16 protein-coding genes are annotated in these 18,477 nt (G+C 52.8%); 7 read left to right on the plus strand and 9 right to left on the minus strand.

Annotated elements, in window-relative coordinates:
• Window positions 1-82 precede the first annotated feature (82 nt).
• Window positions 83-1,594: an L-piperidine-6-carboxylate dehydrogenase gene (locus tag BM074_RS04500; RefSeq protein ID WP_091920002.1), complete on the plus strand. Its 1,512-nt coding sequence runs from the start codon at window positions 83-85 to the stop codon at window positions 1,592-1,594.
• Between the two features lie 70 nt (window positions 1,595-1,664).
• Here the strand turns inward: BM074_RS04500 and BM074_RS04505 are convergent, their stop codons facing one another.
• Window positions 1,665-1,898 carry a hypothetical protein gene (locus tag BM074_RS04505; RefSeq protein ID WP_091920004.1) on the minus strand — a complete coding sequence of 78 codons (234 nt, stop codon included), beginning with the start codon at window positions 1,896-1,898 and terminating at the stop codon, window positions 1,665-1,667.
• A 463-nt stretch (window positions 1,899-2,361) separates the two neighbouring features.
• Window positions 2,362-2,772 (minus strand): hypothetical protein, encoded by a 411-nt coding sequence (locus BM074_RS04510; RefSeq protein WP_091920005.1) that lies wholly within the window; start codon window positions 2,770-2,772, stop codon window positions 2,362-2,364.
• A gap of 103 nt (window positions 2,773-2,875) precedes the next feature.
• On the opposite strand from BM074_RS04510, the gene BM074_RS04515 reads away from it, so the two are divergent.
• From BM074_RS04515 to BM074_RS04525, 3 genes are read left to right on the plus strand one after another with little or no spacing between them, the layout of a single operon-like run.
• Window positions 2,876-4,426 (plus strand): recombinase family protein, encoded by a 1,551-nt coding sequence (locus BM074_RS04515; RefSeq protein ID WP_091920007.1) that lies wholly within the window; start codon window positions 2,876-2,878, stop codon window positions 4,424-4,426.
• Window positions 4,423-5,322, plus strand: coding sequence for a plasmid partitioning protein RepB C-terminal domain-containing protein (locus BM074_RS04520; protein ID WP_091920009.1), 900 nt, complete (start codon window positions 4,423-4,425; stop codon window positions 5,320-5,322). Before BM074_RS04515 ends, BM074_RS04520 begins: the two co-directional genes overlap by 4 nt.
• Before the next feature lie 6 nt (window positions 5,323-5,328).
• Window positions 5,329-6,243, plus strand: a complete 915-nt coding sequence (locus BM074_RS04525; RefSeq protein ID WP_091921457.1) for a plasmid partitioning protein RepB C-terminal domain-containing protein — start codon at window positions 5,329-5,331, stop codon at window positions 6,241-6,243.
• A gap of 272 nt (window positions 6,244-6,515) precedes the next feature.
• Here BM074_RS04525 and BM074_RS04530 read toward each other — a convergent pair whose 3' ends face one another.
• Window positions 6,516-7,016: a hypothetical protein gene (locus BM074_RS04530; protein ID WP_091920010.1), complete on the minus strand. Its 501-nt coding sequence runs from the start codon at window positions 7,014-7,016 to the stop codon at window positions 6,516-6,518.
• A 230-nt stretch (window positions 7,017-7,246) separates the two neighbouring features.
• On the opposite strand from BM074_RS04530, the gene BM074_RS04535 reads away from it, so the two are divergent.
• Window positions 7,247-7,828: a thermonuclease family protein gene (locus BM074_RS04535; protein ID WP_210186468.1), complete on the plus strand. Its 582-nt coding sequence runs from the start codon at window positions 7,247-7,249 to the stop codon at window positions 7,826-7,828.
• Between the two features lie 354 nt (window positions 7,829-8,182).
• Entirely contained in the window at window positions 8,183-8,518 is a 336-nt protein-coding gene (locus BM074_RS04540; RefSeq protein WP_091920012.1) for a hypothetical protein, read from the plus strand.
• A 124-nt stretch (window positions 8,519-8,642) separates the two neighbouring features.
• Here the strand turns inward: BM074_RS04540 and BM074_RS04545 are convergent, their stop codons facing one another.
• Window positions 8,643-9,923: a PAN domain-containing protein gene (locus tag BM074_RS04545; RefSeq protein ID WP_244532726.1), complete on the minus strand. Its 1,281-nt coding sequence runs from the start codon at window positions 9,921-9,923 to the stop codon at window positions 8,643-8,645.
• Window positions 9,924-10,053: 130 nt separating this feature from the next.
• The gene (locus tag BM074_RS04550) at window positions 10,054-12,621 is read right to left on the minus strand and encodes a TIR domain-containing protein (protein WP_091920025.1); all 2,568 of its coding nucleotides are present in this window, start codon (window positions 12,619-12,621) and stop codon (window positions 10,054-10,056) included.
• Window positions 12,622-13,154: 533 nt separating this feature from the next.
• On the opposite strand from BM074_RS04550, the gene BM074_RS04555 reads away from it, so the two are divergent.
• Entirely contained in the window at window positions 13,155-14,141 is a 987-nt protein-coding gene (locus BM074_RS04555; RefSeq protein WP_091920027.1) for an integrase, read from the plus strand.
• A gap of 843 nt (window positions 14,142-14,984) precedes the next feature.
• Here BM074_RS04555 and BM074_RS04565 read toward each other — a convergent pair.
• The 4 genes from BM074_RS04565 to BM074_RS04575 form a co-directional block, all read right to left on the minus strand.
• Complete coding sequence (locus tag BM074_RS04565) at window positions 14,985-15,326, minus strand: Rap1a/Tai family immunity protein (protein ID WP_139217622.1); 342 nt, start codon at window positions 15,324-15,326, stop codon at window positions 14,985-14,987.
• A gap of 3 nt (window positions 15,327-15,329) precedes the next feature.
• The gene (locus tag BM074_RS23415) at window positions 15,330-15,461 is read right to left on the minus strand and encodes a hypothetical protein (protein ID WP_280139063.1); all 132 of its coding nucleotides are present in this window, start codon (window positions 15,459-15,461) and stop codon (window positions 15,330-15,332) included.
• 773 nt (window positions 15,462-16,234) lie between these two features.
• Window positions 16,235-16,933, minus strand: a complete 699-nt coding sequence (locus BM074_RS04570; protein WP_139217623.1) for a hypothetical protein — start codon at window positions 16,931-16,933, stop codon at window positions 16,235-16,237.
• Window positions 16,934-17,034: 101 nt separating this feature from the next.
• Window positions 17,035-17,541, minus strand: coding sequence for a hypothetical protein (locus BM074_RS04575; RefSeq protein WP_091920035.1), 507 nt, complete (start codon window positions 17,539-17,541; stop codon window positions 17,035-17,037).
• Window positions 17,542-18,477: the final 936 nt, after the last annotated feature.

An 18,477-nucleotide genomic window follows, 5' to 3' on the forward strand; every position in this document is an offset into this window, starting at 1 on the left:
CCCTCGAACATGGCTGGCAAAAGCCCGTCACGCATCCAATATCTCTGCCAGCCCGGCAGAAAGACAAATTAAGGGAAGCAAGATGACCATTGCTCAAGAAGTAAAGACCCTCCTTTCCAAGCTCGGCGTCGCCGAGGCCGCCTATACAGGCGGCGCGATGCCATCGTTCAGCCCGGTCACGGGCGAGAAGATCGCCGACATTGCCGTCCACTCGGCCGACGACGCCGCAAAGATCATCGACAAGGCCGATGCCGCATTCCGCGAATGGCGCCTTGTCCCCGCTCCGAAGCGCGGCGAACTTGTCCGTCTGTTCGGTGAGGAACTGCGCGCCCTGAAGAACGAACTCGGCCGCCTGGTTTCGATCGAAGCCGGAAAGATCCCCTCCGAAGGTCTCGGCGAAGTGCAGGAGATGATAGACATCTGCGATTTCGCTGTCGGTCTTTCGCGCCAGCTTTACGGTCTCACCATTGCCACCGAGCGCCCCGGCCACCGCATGATGGAAACCTGGCACCCGCTCGGCGTCGTCGGCGTGATTTCGGCCTTCAACTTCCCGGTCGCCGTCTGGTCGTGGAATACGGCACTGGCCCTCGTCTGCGGCAATGCCGTCGTGTGGAAGCCGTCGGAGAAGACCCCGCTCACCGCTCTCGCCTGCGCGGCCATCTTCGAGCGTGCCGCAGCCCGTTTCGGCGAGGTTCCGGCCGGCCTGTCGCAGACGCTGATGGGCGACCGCACGATCGGTGAAGCCCTCGTCGACAACCGGAAGGTTGCGCTCGTTTCGGCAACCGGTTCCACGCGGATGGGTCGCGAGGTCGGTCCTCGTCTTGCAAAACGTTTTGCCCGCTCGATCCTCGAACTCGGCGGCAACAATGCCGGCATCGTCTGCCCCTCGGCCGATCTCGATATGGCGCTGCGCGCCATCGCTTTCGGCGCCATGGGCACGGCCGGTCAGCGCTGCACCACCCTGCGCCGCCTTTTCGTTCACGAGAGCGTCTATGACGCCTTGGTGCCGCGCCTGAAGAAGGCCTATGAGAGCGTCAGCGTCGGCAGCCCGCTCGAGACTTCGGCCCTGGTTGGCCCGCTGATCGATAAGGGCGCCTATGACAACATGCAGAACGCCCTTGGCGAAGCACGCGACCATGGCGGCAAGGTCACCGGCGGCAACCGCATCGAAAACGGCCATGCCAATGCCTATTATGTCCGTCCTGCCCTCGTCGAAATGCCCAAGCAGGCAGGCCCGGTTCTCGAAGAAACCTTCGCGCCGATCCTCTATGTCATGAAATATGATGATTTCGACGCAGCGATCGCCGACCACAATGCGGTTGGCGCCGGCCTCTCCTCCTCGATCTTCACGCTGAACCTGCAGGAGGCAGAGCGCTTCCTCAGCGCCGACGGCTCGGACTGCGGCATCGCCAATGTCAACATCGGCACGTCAGGGGCGGAAATCGGTGGCGCGTTCGGCGGCGAAAAGGAAACCGGCGGCGGCCGCGAATCGGGTTCGGACGCATGGAAGGCCTATATGCGCCGCGCGACCAATACGGTGAACTATTCGACGGCCCTGCCGCTTGCCCAGGGCGTCTCCTTCGACATCGAATAAGTCCAGGGCATAACAAGCCGTTCCCGGTTTCATGACCGGGGCCGGCTCCCGCAGGGGAAATTCTGTCGGCTTATTCGACGATGGTGACAGGCGCCTCGAGCTTGGCGTGCTCGCTGGCGATCTTCGACTGCCGCGCTGCGACGATTTCCGCATTGCTCGGCTTGAACCGGCCCTGCACGTCGAGAAATGTCGAATAGAAAAGACCTGCCAGAAGCAGTATCGCCACGCCGTAGTCACATACCTTTACCAGGAACGAGCGCGCGTCTCTGCTGTCATCATCATAGTAGTCTCGAGTTTTTTTCATGGCCCCAGTGCCTTATTGTTATACCCGCGCCTATATTTTACGCCTCGCCATGACATCGGACAATTAATCAGTTAGGGGGGCATCAGCGGTGGCCGGAGTATCCCATCGACTACTATTTGGATTGGGACAGGAGTTAGGGCCTAATACTGCGTGACCTCAAGCCGGCCCCCATGTGGCAACGAAGACAAAGCAAAATTCGTCATTGAAGCCTTGGCCCGCATCGGCTAGAAACGCTTCGCGCATGTAAGGCTGACGCCTTGTATCAGCACCCGTAGCTCAGCTGGATAGAGTGCTGCCCTCCGAATCCACGTAAACGATTGAAATATCCTGGCTTTTTCCCCTTATTTTCATGCGATTGTGATGACGGGCCCGCGATTGCGCTGACCTGACGGCACACTTACGCCACTTCCAAGTGAACAGAGTTCAAGGTTCAGGTCCAGGCGCTATCGATAGCTATATCGCCCTAGTTATGGGCTTTTGTGTTCGATTTTTCACCACTGGCTTCGTCATCAGCAAAGCTGCGCACGATCTTTAAAGCCAGTTCCAGTCGCGTTTCCAAGTCTTGCAGATTCATGCCCAACAACAGGGTTTTCCTACCGGCTAGCAACATCATTGCCTCCATGACTTCATCGCAGTGATTAGCCAAAGACATCAAATGTTCACCACTGGGGCCATACTTCCCTCGGAACCAGTTTTTCACTGTGCGTTCGTTGGCCCCAGTCCACTTTGCCGCCGTTTTTATCGCACTGTGTGATTCTCCAATTGAGCGCTTTAAGGCGAGCGAGATCACCATTGGATAGCTCAATTCGTCGATGACCGGTCCAACATTTTCATCACTGAATGGAAAGAACTTACCCTTCTTAGGAAACGACATTTCTTTCTCCGCTTCGTAGAGTTGGTGCTCTTAAAATCATACGAGCGGAGTGATGTCGCTTTTAACACAATCCGACGTGGACACCATTAAACGGATTTAGCCAATGGTCGTGTCAGGGGATGACGAAAGCGTTCCGGAACCCGCCGCAGCCTATGTGCGGATGTCGACGGACCATCAGAAATATTCAACAGAGAACCAGCTCGAGGCGATCCGTAAATACGCCAACGATCGCAGCTTCGAAATTGTGCGGACATACGAAGATTCAGGTCGAAGTGGCCTTCGTCTTGATGGTCGAGAAGCACTAAAAAGCTTGATGAACGATGTTCGATCCGGTCAAGCCAATTTTACCGCTATTCTCGCCTATGACGTCAGCAGATGGGGGCGTTTCCAAGACGCGGACGAAAGCGCTTATTATGAATACCTGTGCTCTCGCGCCGGTATTAGGGTTCACTATTGCGCGGAACAATTTGAGAATGACGGGAGTATCGGTTCAAATCTGCTAAAAACGGTCAAAAGGGTAATGGCCGGTGAATACAGCCGAGAGCTCTCAGTCAAGGTATTCGCTGGCCAATGCCGATTAATCGAACTTGGTTACCGCCAGGGCGGCGCACCTGGCTTTGGCCTCAGACGCCAGCTCGTCGATGAGCATGGCAATCCAAAGGGCGAACTTCAAGCGGGACAGCGAAAGAGCCTTCAAACGGACCGTGTCATTCTCGTGCCTGGACCGCCTAAAGAAGTCGAAACCGTCCGAAGAATTTTCAGCCTATTTGTTAACGATCAAAAGACCGAACACTACATAGCCGATCTTTTAAATTCCGAAGGCATCCTATCCGATTTGGGCCGCGCTTGGCGAAGGAGCTCGATTCATCAAATTCTGACCAATGAAAAATACGTAGGTAATAACGTCTACAACCGCATTTCATACAAGCTTAAGAAACAACGGGTCAGGAATAAGCCTGAGGCTTGGGTGCGCGCCGAAGGTGCCTTTACCCCGCTAGTCGATTCCGGCACGTTCTTGCGCGCGATATCGATTATAGAAGCTCGACATAAACACATAACCGATACTGAACTCTTGGAGAGACTACGTGCTTTACTAACAAGCGAAGGTCGCCTCTCCGGTATAATAATTGATGAGATGGATTCGATGCCATCGAGTTCAATCTACAGACGTCGTTTCGGTAGCCTCTATCGAGCCTATGCATTGATCGAATACGATCCGGGTCGTGACCATCGTTACATCGAAATCAATCAAGAGCTACGCCGCCGCCATCCCGAGATCATTTCCAGTCTCATCAATGACCTCAAGACTGTCGGCGCATCGGTCGCTTACGATCCAGCGACTGAATTGATAGAAATCAACGGTCAGTATTCGGTTTCTATCGTTCTTTCGCGTTCATTTGCACTTCCCAGCGGTGCCCTTCGTTGGAAAGTTCGACTAGATACAGGCCTCGCGCCCGACATAACCTTGGTGGTGCGGATGGATGGGACAAATCAATCCACCCTTGACTACTATCTGCTCCCCTCCATCGACATGACCCTACTGAAGCTCCGCTTGGCCGAACGCAATCCATTTTCTCTGGACGCCTACCGGTTCGATTCACTCGACTTCTTTTATCAACTCGCGATGCCGGCAAAGTTGGAGAACGTCGCATGATCGAAGACGCACTCATTGCCTCCTGGAAGGATATTGAGGTCATACCCATTGCTCAAATTCGCATTCTAAATCCCCGTTTCAGAGACAAGCGGAAATTTCAGCAAATCGTCGACAGCATAAGCAAGGTTGGCTTAAAGCGTCCGATAACAGTGGCACGTGGACTAGCTGACGAATCCAGCGAATATGACCTCGTCTGTGGGCAGGGACGTATAGAAGCATATAAAGAACTCGGCGAGACGCATATTCCTGCAATCATCGTTGAAGCGAGCCTCCATGAGCGTTTGATCATGAGCCTGGTCGAAAACTGCGCCCGGCGTCAGCATCGGACAATCGATCTGTTGCAGGATGTGCTTAAGCTTCGTGAAATTGGCTATAGTGACCGTGAAATTGCCGACAAGATTGGAGTTACGCCTGAATATATTGGTATGATTGTCGGCCTTCTGGAAAAGGGCGAGGATCGGTTATTAACCGCCGTCGAAGTCGGCGTTTTACCGCTCAGTCTTGCAGTTGAAATCGCACGCGTTGACGAGGACGGCGCGCAAACGGCCCTTATTGAAGCCTACACCAAGAACAAGATCAGAGGCAAAAAGTTAGTTGCTCTGCGGCGGCTGCTGCAAACACGGAATCGGCGGGGCGGACAATTACGCGGTCATGCTTTTGGCCGCCATGAGCGACAACGCCCCATCACCAGCGAGGCAATCGTGCGCGCCTACCAACTGGAAGCCTCCAGGCAAAAGGTGCTCGTCAAGAAGGCTGAAGTGACGCAAGGCAAGCTGCTGTTCGTCGTAGAGGCCCTGCGGACATTACTAGCAGACAACCGCTTCTTAGAACTGCTAAAATCGGAAGGACTTGATGCGGTGCCTTCACAATTGAAACATCGGTTGCTCGAAGGCTAAATGGTCATGACTATCGAAGAAACCGAGATCGCCTTGCCAGCCGTTAGCCAAGGTTTTGAGAAGCGGTGCTTACTCGTCCGCCTTGATCAACTGCTTCCCCGCAAAAGTCTTCCCAAGGGTGTGAAGCATAGCAAGAAATACCGCCAGATTGCCACGTCAATTGTCGAAATTGGTCTGGTAGAACCACCTGTGATTGCGCGCGACCCCGGCAACTCCTCACTGTTTTTTATCCTTGATGGGCATCTGCGGATCGAAGTTCTGCGCGACTTAAATCAGACGGAGGTTGAATGCCTCATTTCTACAGACGACGAAGCCTTCACTTACAACAAACAAGTCAGTCGTCTGGCCGCTGTTCAAGAGCACGCCATGATTGTCAAGGCGTTAGAACAGGGCGTCCCAGAAGAACGGCTTGCCAGTATATTCGCTGTAAACATCGAGACCATCCGCCGGCGCAAGCGCATGCTGAATGGCGTTTGTATCGAAGCCAGTGAGCTTTTGAAGGACAAGAACTGTCCAATGGCCGTTTTCGAGGTGCTGCGAAAGATGCAGGCTGTTCGGCAAATAGAAGCCGCCGAGCTTATGATAAACGCCAACAATTACTCGACCGCTTATATCGGCGCAATCTTGGCCGGAACGCCACAGGCTCAGTTAGCGGACCCCACTAAACCAAAACAGCTACGGGGAATGACGGTCGAGGCGATCGCGCGAATGGAAAAAGAACTTGCCCGGCTTCAACAGGGGATGAGCTCGATACAAGAATCTTACGGCAAGGATCACTTGGAGCTGACCGTCATCAAAGGCTATATCAAACGACTATTAGGCAACGCGCGCGTCGTTAGCTATCTTTTGGCAACGCGGCCGGAATATGTGCCTGAGCTGCAAAGCGTGGTCGATATGACCTCCTCTTCAACCGACATCTAAGCGACCGCAGCGCAACGCCGCGCTTCCACTCCAAATTCACACGCTCGGATCAAGGCATCATTTCAGCTCGCAACGTCGCTTTGGGACTGATATTTCACCTCGCTTACGGTCCGCGCAGACCGGCGTGCGCTCGACCCGAAAACCCATGGGCTTCGCAGTGATCCAAACGCACAAAGCCAGTGCACACTTCTGAGAGACAACCAGTTTCGTTTATTCAAGGGCGAATGAGGGTCAGTGGTGGCGCATCTTCGCCAATGCTTTGGACCTCATCACTAAACTGTAAGCTTCAGTGCCTTAGATATCTCGTCAAGCGTTGATCGTTCGGCATCACTCACCGGCACGCCGCCAAAGCCCAGGAAACCACCCTCGGTGGCAGCATTCGCTACCCGCTCGCTTATGCTTCGAAGCCACGCCTTGAAACCCGCTGCATCATCTGGAGCTTTTGTGTCAACCAGCGCAACGGTTTGGCTGAGCGTCTCCAGAATAGTGCTCTTCATCTCGGCCGCCTGCTTCCCCGCGAGCTTGCCCTTAATTATGTCGCGCGCCGCTCCGCGCCCCTCAGAGGTCTCGAAATCGGATACCACCGACTTGATCAAGGCATTCGAATTGGGATCGGTCTTGGCCGCGATCAGAGCGCTGCCGCTCGCCAGCCCTTCTTTGGCCATGCCAATCAGACCACTTGGGTCGGCTAGCGTGACCGCCATCCCCGCCAGCATGACGCTGCCAAGCACCTCGCTCCATTCCTCTGTGGTAAAATCTGTCTTGGTCGCCATGGCAAGTCTCCCTTTTCTTTTAATAAGGCCAATCTCCGCAAGCCAAGCACCCACGACATTATCATCGCGCTATGCGATCGGGGAATCAACGCAATTCGCTATTAGGGCCAAGCCTTTAAGAGACAAGTTGCGCACGATCGGGCTTTGGCTCAGTCCCCCAAACTTTAACTGATTTCTCAAGCTGTCCTTTATGGCTCGCGTTCTATCCTTGCTTGCAAAGGAGGGGACGCATGAGTGATCGCCCGAGATTGGTCGTAGACAACCAGGTCAAGAAGAAACGGCCGTCGCCGTGGCAAAGTAATGCATCGCCGTGGATAGACAAATTGCAACGCGAGCCGCCCCGCCCAAGATGGCGACAGCGCGTCAAATTTACATTCGCTTCCCTTGTCATGGGCGCAACCGTGCTCGCCGGTGTCTTTGCTTTGCGTTTTGATATGGGGTCCGGTGGTGAGCAACCCCTCTCCCTTGTCAATCCGTTCGTTGCTAAGACGGCGCTCTATGTCGTCGACGGCGATACCATTCACTACAATGGCGAAAAGATTCGAATAGCTAATATCGATACGCCAGAAATCAGCGGTGCGAAGTGCGATACGGAGTTGAAGCGTGGCCCGGATGCCAAGGCCGCCCTCAAACATCTTCTCGAAGGCGAGCGCCTGGAAGTTCGGCGCGGCGACCCAACAACAGGTCGGACCATCGATAAGTATGGTCGAACCTTGGCGCTTGTATCGATACGCGGTCGTGACGTCGGAACGATTCTCATCCAGCAGCGCCATGCGCGACCTTGGGTTGGGCGCCGGATGCCATGGTGTTGACTGGCCTCATTCCTTAATAATAGGAAATCGTGACTGTCGTGTGTGACAGCTGGCGGTTGAGAGCGGACATCCTAAGAGTATATGGCTGGTATCTCGAGCCACAGCCAGTGCCGGAGCGCCCCGCTGGACACATGCCAGTGCGATAACCACTGCCCCAACTGCCGGCAAAAGCTGTCCGAGAGTTGAAGCCAAGCCGTTGGGGTCCCGGATACCCAATGTGGACTGGACTTCGCGCCTTTACAGAACTTGCCGTCGATAACAACATAGCAAAGCGTTAGCGCCACGCTCTGCCGATCATCGACATGAGCGCGCCATGGTGCGATACTCAAATGGTTTTTTCCATGGGAGGTGACTATGTTTCGCATCCTGGCCTTGGCATCGATGGTTTTGGTTCCATTTACGATCAGCCCCGCAATTGCAAGTGACGCTAAGACGTGTCCAAATTCAACTGAGCTCATCAACAAGTCAGGCGTAACCGACGTTGAGCTGGCGCAAGCCATCCAGTGCCTTACTAAGGGGCTCGAAAACAAAGCAACCGATGAAAAAACCGATGACGCTACTGCCATTATTCAGCTGGCAAGTAAGATCATCGGAAACGGGTCTCCCGTTGCAAATAAGATCATCGGCAATGGGTTCGCCGCAAACTCGGGTTCTGCTCCTATTGCGGAAACAGCCGCTGACAACCATTGAGCGGTCTGCCCGGGCAATCCCTTGGGCGTAGCGTTTCAGAATCCGCGTTGCATAACGCCCCATTATGGAACTCGAGCGAAACCCTTTGCTCTCGCCCCTGAGAGCGGCCGCACCGCGATAAGGCTCACTCCAGGCTAATGATCGTTGCTGGCGCAAAGGTCTGCATCTTTTTGACGCCCGTCACCATGCCTGGTCCGTAGATCGGCGTGCCGACCGCGCCTTTGAGCCAACACTCGCTTTTGCGCTTGATATAGGTGAAAGCGATGCAGCGATTGTCAGCAACACAGGCCAATCGACACTCCTGCGCCGTCCCACCCTTGCGAAACGGCCGCCTGAAGAGATCGCCGCCAGGTAAATCGACATCTTTGAACAGCGACAGCTTCGGATCAATGGTGCCCATGGAAAATTGCTGCGGATTGGGATCGGCGCTGGTTAGGAGTTTCCCTGAAATCGCAACCGCGTTGCCATCGGCCCTGCCCTCGCTCGACTTTAGGAAGCAGTTCGGTCCGCGGCCGGCGCGGGTATTGGCATTATAGGTGAACGCCTTGCATTGCCCGTTCATCGCCAGACAGCTCCTAGCGCATTGCGCCGCGTCGCTGCTGCGCACCGATGTCAAATCATCGCCGAAGAGGTCAAGCCCGGTATAGACCGCCATGCGCGTTGGCCGCCGCGCATAGTCCTCAATGACCGAGAGTTTGGACAGAGACGCACCACTGCCAGCACGCTCGACCGTCGGCGTTGATGGCGCCGCTGTTGGCAGCAGTTCAGGACTTGGAGGAGACGCCACCGCGGGAGGCGCCGCCTTGTCGGCGACGCTGGCAGCGCTTACCGGATCGTCGCGCTTGCGGTTGATGTGGAACTGCGCCACTTCGTCTTGGGTAAAGACGTGCATGTCTTTCGGCGGCGTCCTGAACATCACCGTCAGCACCTCGGTCGGTGTCTCGAAGCGATTGAGGACGTCGATAATGTCGGAAATCGAATACTGCGCGCTAACGAGATTGCCGCTGTCGCTCGAAATCTGGTGGACACCGAGTTCACCGTCAACTTGCCGCTCCTTACCGGCGAGAAAGATGTAAGCACAGGCGGAGTAACAGCCCGACCCCTTGGCAATATAGGTGGCGATATTGCGCTGATGCACGTCATCGGCGATTAGCAGCGCCATCTCCACGGTGCCGCCTGGGCTGTTCAAAACAAGCAACTTGGTATTTGGGGCCGCTTGTAGAACACGACGAAAGTCGAGCGCAGCGCCAACGCCGATTTCGCCATTGAGAGCGATGACATCCGGTCGGCTATCGTCAACGGAAAATGGTCCGAACGTCTGCTGCGCTGCCAAGCCTGCAGCGGTCAAAGACGCCAAAAACACAAGAACCGACAACAGTCGGCAGACTCCAACACTGATACGCATCACCACGCCCCCCCCGGCGCCGTTTTTTTTCCCATTGAACCATCAATCGGGGGCGCATTTCAAGTTGCTCGTGCCCTACACCTTTGGCGTAATTCAACACAAGAGACGAGGTGTGAAGCTAACTTGCCAATTAAGCGTCCCGAAAACCCTCGGGAGCGTTCACGCTCAGACGCAATATCTCTTCCTCCCGCTTTTGGACCTCTGCTATGAGGATGGGATCGCGAAGAATGTCCTTATCTGTCTTCTTCATTTGGAGTGCGCGATGCTCAATAGACAGATCGAAGAAATCTTTACGTTGAATTTTGGCGAGAAGGTCTAAAGCCTCTTGCCAGTTGCCCCCGACCAGCGACATTCGTGCCTGAAGTGCCCATGCATCATACTGGCGACCGGCGGATATTGCCATCTCCACGGTCTGCGGAAGCAAAGTCGCATCACCGCTCTCAATGGCTACAGAACATTCCAAAAGCGCAACGCTTAATTGATTTACTCGCGGCGACTCTTGCGCTTTCCTAATGTGTTTTCGGGCAAGATCAAATTTGGATTCACGAACAGCCCTCCCAGCTAGATAGAGCGACACATTCCCAAACTCGTCCGTCACCGACTGTAGCTGCCTCTCTAGGTCGTCAGCTTGTCTGTTTAACCGCATTCCCCTCAGTGCTCTTATCATCAGAACAAGAAGACCAGAATCCGCAAACAACTGCCGTTCTGGCAACTTTTCTAATAAATCCTTTGCCTTATCGAAACGTTGAGCTCTTACGTAGCACCTTGCCAACAAGCGGGTGTTCCTTGTCCGAAAGTGTTTTAAGGCAAGTGCTTTCTCAAGGTTGCTGGCGGCTTTTGCGAAGTCTTTCTCGACGTGAAAGGCGAAGCTTCCTATTAAGTAATAAACTGAGGGTAACGCCTTCTTGTTCATAAAATCTATAATGTCAGCAGGAAATTGACCACTACGGATGGCGCTGTCGCCGCCGGTAAAAAGGATCTGTTCAACGGCATCATCCGACGTGCTCATTTTGAATGCTAGCTTTGACATTTTATAGATGCGATCGTAGGCGACACTTTTTTGATCTTTGGACGATCTGGCCGCTAGGAATTGTTCTTGCACCAGGCTTAAAAGCGATGCGCTAGTAACGATGCCTAGTAGCTCGTCGGGCAAATCACCGCCTGTTTCAACCACCGATATCAAAAACGCGTCTATGAGTTCCGCTTCCAGATAACCGGCTTTGATTTGATCCTGTATTATTTCGCCCACTTTGACGAAAATTTCCTTATGATCAGAACTAGCCGATCTTTTTATTTTTGCAGCTACGACATCAGGCACGTGGTAAAATCCGCCCTCACCTAAATATAATAACGAATAATCAAGAAGACCCCATATTTCCTCAACTATCTCTTTTCGCTCTTTAATATTAAATACTCTCTCTATAATAGATATTGAAAGTTTTGGAAACCAGCCAAGGAGATTTAATATCGAGAATTGTATATCTGACAGTGAGTTTCCAGCAAAAATGCCATCAAACATATGGTCATGAAATGAGTATATTGGTTCAGGATTCGAATTAATCGAATCAAAACTCATTCCTCCATTCGTTAAATAAGCAACGTGAAGTGCAGTCGATGGATGTCCTCTAATTTTTGATGCTATATCACTCGCTAAGTTGGGATCAAAAAATCGACCTTCTATTTTCTTACTCAAAATATACTGTATATCCTGATTTTCGAGTTGCGACACTTCATATTGAGCCACGTTTCCGAGTCGGGCTATTTCTTCGACGGGCAGCTTTCGCTCGGAAATATAAACTATTCGCAGATTTCGAATGGACGTCGATTTGCGGAACAGCTGTTCGACCCACACTTTCAACCGTCTTGACCTGTCACGAAGGCCCCACCGAGTTCGTAGCGTGATTACTTGGTTTAGCTCCGCCCAATGTGATAGTGATTTCAATATGTAGTCGACTTGTTTCTCAACATCGAGCGTTTGAAACATCGCGATCTGCGACTCTATTTCCGCCTTGGACATTACGCCATCGAGGTCTTCTTTTATCCTAAGATAGATGTCTACAGCCTCGCTCATATCCGGCAGATCAAAAATTGGTCCCGCTGGGCGCATCGCAGAGAAGGAGTTTTCGATCACGTTATTTGCCAACGTTGATCTTCCCATACCTGGCAATCCCGCGAGAACAATATGCTGTAGCGGCATTCCTACCTTTGCCGGAGCTCCCAAGACCTCGAGCTCAATTTGCCTCAATAGGGTTTCGCGTCCTACGAAAAGCTCCTTTGTCCCGGTCTGCTCTCGTATAGACTCGGTCTGTAACCTTAAGATACTTCTGATAATGTCGTTGGACCTATATTGTTCGCCTGTAGTCATATAAGACTGCATCCAAGACGGTAGAGTCTTATAAGTTTCTCCTTTGACTGCACAAACTAATATTTTTGTTTCTTTCCTAAGAATGGATTGTATTCTTGCGCGGTCCTTCTCAAAATTTACCCACGTCTTGTTTGAATTAGGGGAATGGAAGAGAACAAATACGGATGATTGGGCCACACCTGATTCCATTGCGTCAATGGTTTTCTGGCCGCTATCGATACTCTGGACATCGAAAAATGCGCTGGCAGTATCTAATCTTTCATAAACTGTCCGGACAATGTCTTTGTCTTCACTAGCATGCGATAAAAATATATTGCCATGTATGCTTTTCATCGTTCCCCTCGCTTGACCCAATCAAACACTTGATGTTGCGTGATGCAACTGTAAATCGTTGCTGCATAGGGGTTGAACTAGCTGTGTTTGGCCCACCGCAGGCGGTTGCTTTGTCTGAGTCTAACCATGCTGGTGCAGGTGCTTTTCACTTCAATATCCCTAACTTATTCTCCCTCGAGTCATCTATATGAAACTTGCGGCGGCGCCATCTATAAATTGCTGCCTAAATAAGACAGCACTCTCTCGGCAAATCCGAATGCGGAAGTCGTTGATTTCGTTGAGAGCTGAGGCGACCTTGGTGGTGGGATAGGCACTTTTAGTCCGTTGCGGCACAAATCCGTCACACTCGACCAAATGCCGTGCCTCTCGCGCTGCGACTGTCTCAGCACAACAGAAATCAAAGTCGGCGTCTATCCAGTCATGAAAGAGGCTGGCGTCCTAGCTTTGCAACCCCCGGAAAAGTTTGCCGTCGCTCTTGGCCAGGCGACGGGGGCGTCCTACGCGAGAGAGGCACACTTTTTGGGAGATGTTTCATGGCAACGATCCGCAAGCTTCGAGGCCGCTGGCAGGGACAGGTCAGACGCAAGGGCATGCGACCGCGTGCCAAAAGCTTTGACAGTAAGAGCGAGGCAGAAAAGTGGGCACGCAATCTCGAGGCAGAGCTTGATCGTTGTGGATCGATGCCAGATACGCGTCTTGCTGAACAGATGACCGTTCATGACCTTTTAACTCGCTATCGGCGCGAGATCACATCTGTAAAGCGCAGTGCCACAACGGAAGCAACACGCATAGGCGGCATGTTGAAACGCGCCATCTGCTATCGCACGCTCGCAATTCTTAGCCCCACCGACATCGCTGCTTATCGGGACGAGCGTTTGCAAGTGGTATCAGGATCCACAGTCTTAAAAGAGCTCAACATTTTTGGACATGCGATCGACATCGCGCGCAAGGAATGGGGCGTGCATTTACCTCAGAATCCGTGTCGCATGATACGGCGCCCTGCTCCGGCGCGCGCGCGCGATCGTCGTCTGCAAGACGGCGAAGAGCGGAAACTTCTGGACGCCGCTGATGCCGGACGCAATCCCTATATGCGTGCATTGATTATCATCGCAATCGAGACGGCGATGCGTCAGGGCGAATTGCTGTCGCTTTTATGGGACGACGTCGACCTTGAACGCCGGATCGTGCATCTGAAGGTCACGAAAAACGGTGAAAGCCGCGACGTGCCGCTTTCCAAACGCGCGTTGGATGAGCTGCGTCGCCTGCAAGATGAACGCCTAGCTGATAGGGTGTTTCCCACGACCAAGGGCGCGGTCTGCCAAGCCTGGGAGCATCTGCGCACACGCGCCGGGTCCCAAAACTTGCGCTTTCATGATCTACGCCATGAGGCGGTGACGCGTCTCCTCGAACGCGGTTTCAACGTCATTGAGACGGCGACCATTTCCGGACACAAAGAGCTTCGCATGTTGCAGCGATACTCACATCTGAGAGCTGTCGATCTCGTGGATCGCTTGGGTTAACACTCTTAGGAATTTATTCCTGCAATACGAGCGCTCGCTCCTTGGCTCCGCTCCAGCCCCATCCTAATCATCACTCATCTACACTTACTGGAGCCTGAGAATGACTAACGCAAAACTGTCCCGTCGCCGCAACTTAGCGAGACTTTCTATTTTCGCACTCGCGCTCCCCAGCGTCATCACTGTTGCGCCAGCTCAAACCCATACGTTTGACCGCCTCGATGTCGAGATTGCAGTCAATGCGAAAGCACCACTAACGGTGCTTGATGCTGAGAACATGCGCTTTACTGTTGAGCGTAATGCCACGCCACGAACGCCAAGTCGGCTTTGTTTGCGGTCGCATCGCTCCAGTTGGTAGCCCACGCTTCGCCGACACAATGAATTCCTATCAAGCGCTCTTGTTTCTCAGGGATGGCCAACTGTCAGTCGGACCGGTTACCGCGTTCTTCCAGCCACTTGAGGAGCTGCTACAAGACACGATGTGCCAATAGCTGTTGCACGACCGCGCCATCGCGCATTCGATCCGTCTTGACTCGTCCGTCACCATTGTGAGCTGCGCCACCAACGGTCGTTGCTCACAGTGGAATTGTCGCATCGGTATGACATCGAAGTCCTAGAAAAATTCGTCCTGTGCGATGGGGATGCGTTTTGCTGCCAGAGCAATTTTTCGCCGCCAATCCACCCATACCGTGTGGACATAAGGCGCAGCTGGACAAGCGCGCGCTCGGCTGGAAGTATGGCACGGAGACCTACATCAACACCTTAAAGCCGCTCCTGGTATGCCAGGGCATCAAATGCCAGAGCCGAACCGGTCTCTTCTCGGCACGGTCAATCAGGATCGTTAGATCACTGCTTTCCTGGGCAAAACGCCTCCGAGATAGCAAGAACCGCTATTGCACCCGCATCGTCGTGTCTCACAGCCGGATGTTTCTCAAGATAGTCCTTCAACAGGTCCACGAGCTGGCCGGTCGTCACTCTCCCTGGCACACATTGGCGTTTTATACCGAGCCATGCACGAATAGCATCCATGGAGTCAGCGACACCCGTAATGAAGCCATTGCAAATCGCCCTATCTACCGTGCCTCTTTTCGCCTCACACATTTCGAGCATTTCATTCCCCGTATAAAACCCAGCCTGCGCACTCGAAGTCGCAACCACCATCGCAGCAACTAATAGAAAACGCCTCATTCATCACCCCCAATTGTCAAACGACCGCACGAAGGCACGCAGCGCCGTCTCAACCTCGTCAAGGCTCCAGCCTGCACTCATGCCATCCCGGATCATGGCGATGAGGCTCTCACCATCGTCCTCAGTGTCAAGCACCTCGAGGTAGCGTTATAGAGGGCGAACTGACAATCAATGTCCCGATCCGGATAGTCCTCAGCTGATTTGGGACCGGCGATCTCACCCTCTCCCAGATGGTTGAGTCTGGTTTACATCACCACGCAAAACGTAAACCAAACCGGTCCAAAACCACCCCGGCAAGGCCCAAGAAGTTTACATCGACCGAGGCCATGTAAACCAAGATTCTGTTCAGTGTCGTCGCCAATAGACACTTAATTAACATGAAGTTTACCTTAAGTTGGCGCAACCAATGAAAATGCAAAAACGGACATTGATGTAAACCTGAACCCGAGCGCAAACCGTGATCATCAAAAATGTCGTAGAAGTTCACTAGAATGAACCGTCCCGCTTACCGCCCCGCCTCGCAAAATATATCGGATATCTATCCGGAGCAAACCTCGAGACAATTAGATTAGAGGAACACCGCAGCGCTAAACCCTCAGAGGCTCTAGGGAAAACAGATATCCTTGGAGAACGTATGAGCAAGATATTGATCAAGAACTGCGTCTAAAGGATGTATCGAATAGCTCTCTCGCATCAACGTCGAGAGCAGTCGCTATCCCAAATTTCACAGAGGGTGAACTCCTGCACGGGTGCCCGACTGGTTGCTGTGCTATTTTGGTGAGGGGATATTTTTAGCGCGCCGCTTTAGTTTCTTGTCGGCTTTGTTTGTTTCATTCCGGCCCTGCTTCTGCTTTTTGGCGATCCGGGAAGGTGGTCTAACACCTCCCCATGCCGTTAGATTGGAGCCGTCACTTCACCAGGTGTAAGTGCCCGTGACTGCGTGGACTATCGAGTGAGTTGGGTAACTGTCTGGAATCAAATTGCGGCCACTCAAATAGCTCCGGATAATCCTCTTGAATTTCCAACCACTCATCAAGAAGCTCGTCGAAATCCTTTGAAATTTTCTGGCAACGGTTCTGAAGTGCTCGGTGCTCCCTCACAAGTTCGAGATGATCTTGCATGAATTCATTGTGTCGAGCGAAAGTATTATAGATCGCTTCAACTACTTCATTTCCGGGGACGGTCGGGCGTATCAAATGCACGTCATCCTCAAAATGAACGGCAATATGCAATCCGACATCCGCATTTATGGCTTCGACACGGTGAATGTCGGAATATCGGTGGTCGCTAATATTGGCCTCAGCAATAGTTTCCCTTGTATCGTCGCTTTTAAAGACATTTCGCACGATATAATCAAATTCTAGCTTGCTCATGCGCTGCTGCGTGTATGGCACCGACAGTGAACCTTTGCCTATATTCATCTCCACATCGCTGCTGTTATCCACGGGCGTTAGGAGTCTTTCAAGGAGGTCTTCGGCCATTGCGTAAAGATCAATGATCACATGAGGATCGTGCAGTTGCGATCGCTCAACCTCGCTTAGTGCAATACAAATCTGACCAATCGCCGCGTCGCGGGATAGAATTGTTGAGTTCATTTCAACATACATGCTAATCTCTTTCTGCCCCATGGGCATTGAATATTGACCACCGTCGATGTTCTGATATTAGGCATGACCGGGCGGCAACCTGGTCGTGCCTATTAGCCTGCCTAGCCCCCTTTCACTTTCCATTCGGGCAGGGTGTAACGGACCTGCTTATCAAGCCGGTCACGTGCCTTCGTCAGCCGCACGATATCGGCCAACGCAGTTTTCTTAGTCGCTGGATTGGACAGATCGGCGCTACCAAGCTCTTCGATGCGTGCTGAAAGCTCAGCGCGCTTATAGGCGTTGACGTGGTCAGCAAGCGCGCGTGCCGCTTCCAGCAAGCTCTCAACCATCACCTCAGCACGACCGATCGAGGCCTTCGTATGATCATATGTTTCGGGATCGATGGCGCCAGTAGCCGACACCGGATCGCAATCATCCGAGAAGCTGGGTGGCTGAATACCGGCAATGTCTAGAGGTATCTCGAATTCCGACCAGTTTGCGTCGTTGGACGAAAGCCATTCACTAAAGGATCGCCGGAAGTCGTCACTGCCAGAATCGGTGGCAGCTTTGCGTTTTGCCTTTTGGCGTTCGCGATATACCTTGATCCGCTCACGATTTGACTTGGCCATCGTCAACCTCCGTTTCGTTACTGTTACACGTAACGAAACAGATTTTGGAAATCAAGAGGCGTCCGTAGGAAAAAACAACAGCTCATCATTTTCACGGATCGTATCGGGCCACACGTCCAAGACTTCACCAAGAATGAGGGTGATCCGAGAGCGAAGATCGAACAAAGAGTCGGCTGAAGGTGCGGCAATGATCTGATCGATTGCCGTGCGGTAGTCGTCGGAATTGCAGTATGTCGTCATGGTTCACCCGCGAGTTGGCGTTTACAAGCGGAATCATGTGTCGAAGCTCGCGCCTTGGCAAGCAAAATCTAAAGTAAATGCAACAAAAACAATATATTACAGTCAGCGCTGACTGACTTTTCTCGCGGATTTGTTAGCTATTACTGGGCATTAAGCCGCGTGACTACTTCTTCGTGACTAGCGTCGTATTCAGCGCGCGCCTTGATGGTCGTGAACACTGCGACCAATTGCCGAAAGGTAGGAATGAGTGCCCTACATCAACGGCGGCGGTTACTCACTCGCTTCTCTCGTTCGCCTGCGCGCTTCGCTTGCCCCTCGCTTCGCTCGGATGCTGTTTGCGCTTCTTCTCTTAATCGGATCAAGCCTGCGGACATAGTCTTATCCCCCCTAGGCAATAAACATCCCAGCAACTAGCATAAAGCCAGCAACTGGCCGTGTTCATTACCTAGAGGGGGATTTCTGCGTTACACAGTTGGTGGAGAGCCTTGGTTCATTAGACCAGCTAGGTGGTTTCCTTTTACCTAACTATCAGCTCCGCTATCCGATCTTACGATCAAACGGTTATGAACCCCGCGGGGTTCACGCATCACATACGACTTTCCTTCAATCGAAATGTGACCGGCGTTGTGGGTGCTCATCTTGTGAGCGTTTCACATTGCGCCGTCTTTTTGGGCCTTCGATATCGAAGATATCCGG

It is taken from the genome of Phyllobacterium sp. CL33Tsu (assembly GCF_900113985.1).
In the GTDB taxonomy this organism is placed as follows: domain Bacteria; phylum Pseudomonadota; class Alphaproteobacteria; order Rhizobiales; family Rhizobiaceae; genus Phyllobacterium; species Phyllobacterium pellucidum.

Excerpts from the sequence above, each read along its gene's own strand:
- BM074_RS04500 (WP_091920002.1), top strand. The coding sequence starts at position 83 with ATGACCATTGCTCAAGAAGTAAAGACCCTCCTTTCCAAGCTCGGCGTC.
- BM074_RS04520 (WP_091920009.1), top strand. The coding sequence starts at position 4,423 with ATGATCGAAGACGCACTCATTGCCTCCTGGAAGGATATTGAGGTCATA.
- BM074_RS04555 (WP_091920027.1), top strand. The coding sequence starts at position 13,155 with ATGGCAACGATCCGCAAGCTTCGAGGCCGCTGGCAGGGACAGGTCAGA.
- BM074_RS04535 (WP_210186468.1), top strand. The coding sequence starts at position 7,247 with ATGAGTGATCGCCCGAGATTGGTCGTAGACAACCAGGTCAAGAAGAAA.
- BM074_RS04545 (WP_244532726.1), bottom strand. The coding sequence starts at position 9,923 with ATGCGTATCAGTGTTGGAGTCTGCCGACTGTTGTCGGTTCTTGTGTTT.
- BM074_RS04540 (WP_091920012.1), top strand. The coding sequence starts at position 8,183 with ATGTTTCGCATCCTGGCCTTGGCATCGATGGTTTTGGTTCCATTTACG.
- BM074_RS04530 (WP_091920010.1), bottom strand. The coding sequence starts at position 7,016 with ATGGCGACCAAGACAGATTTTACCACAGAGGAATGGAGCGAGGTGCTT.
- BM074_RS04515 (WP_091920007.1), top strand. The coding sequence starts at position 2,876 with ATGGTCGTGTCAGGGGATGACGAAAGCGTTCCGGAACCCGCCGCAGCC.
- BM074_RS04565 (WP_139217622.1), bottom strand. The coding sequence starts at position 15,326 with ATGAGGCGTTTTCTATTAGTTGCTGCGATGGTGGTTGCGACTTCGAGT.
- BM074_RS04575 (WP_091920035.1), bottom strand. The coding sequence starts at position 17,541 with ATGGCCAAGTCAAATCGTGAGCGGATCAAGGTATATCGCGAACGCCAA.
- BM074_RS04550 (WP_091920025.1), bottom strand. The coding sequence starts at position 12,621 with ATGAAAAGCATACATGGCAATATATTTTTATCGCATGCTAGTGAAGAC.
- BM074_RS04505 (WP_091920004.1), bottom strand. The coding sequence starts at position 1,898 with ATGAAAAAAACTCGAGACTACTATGATGATGACAGCAGAGACGCGCGC.
- BM074_RS04570 (WP_139217623.1), bottom strand. The coding sequence starts at position 16,933 with ATGTATGTTGAAATGAACTCAACAATTCTATCCCGCGACGCGGCGATT.
- BM074_RS04510 (WP_091920005.1), bottom strand. The coding sequence starts at position 2,772 with ATGTCGTTTCCTAAGAAGGGTAAGTTCTTTCCATTCAGTGATGAAAAT.
- BM074_RS04525 (WP_091921457.1), top strand. The coding sequence starts at position 5,329 with ATGACTATCGAAGAAACCGAGATCGCCTTGCCAGCCGTTAGCCAAGGT.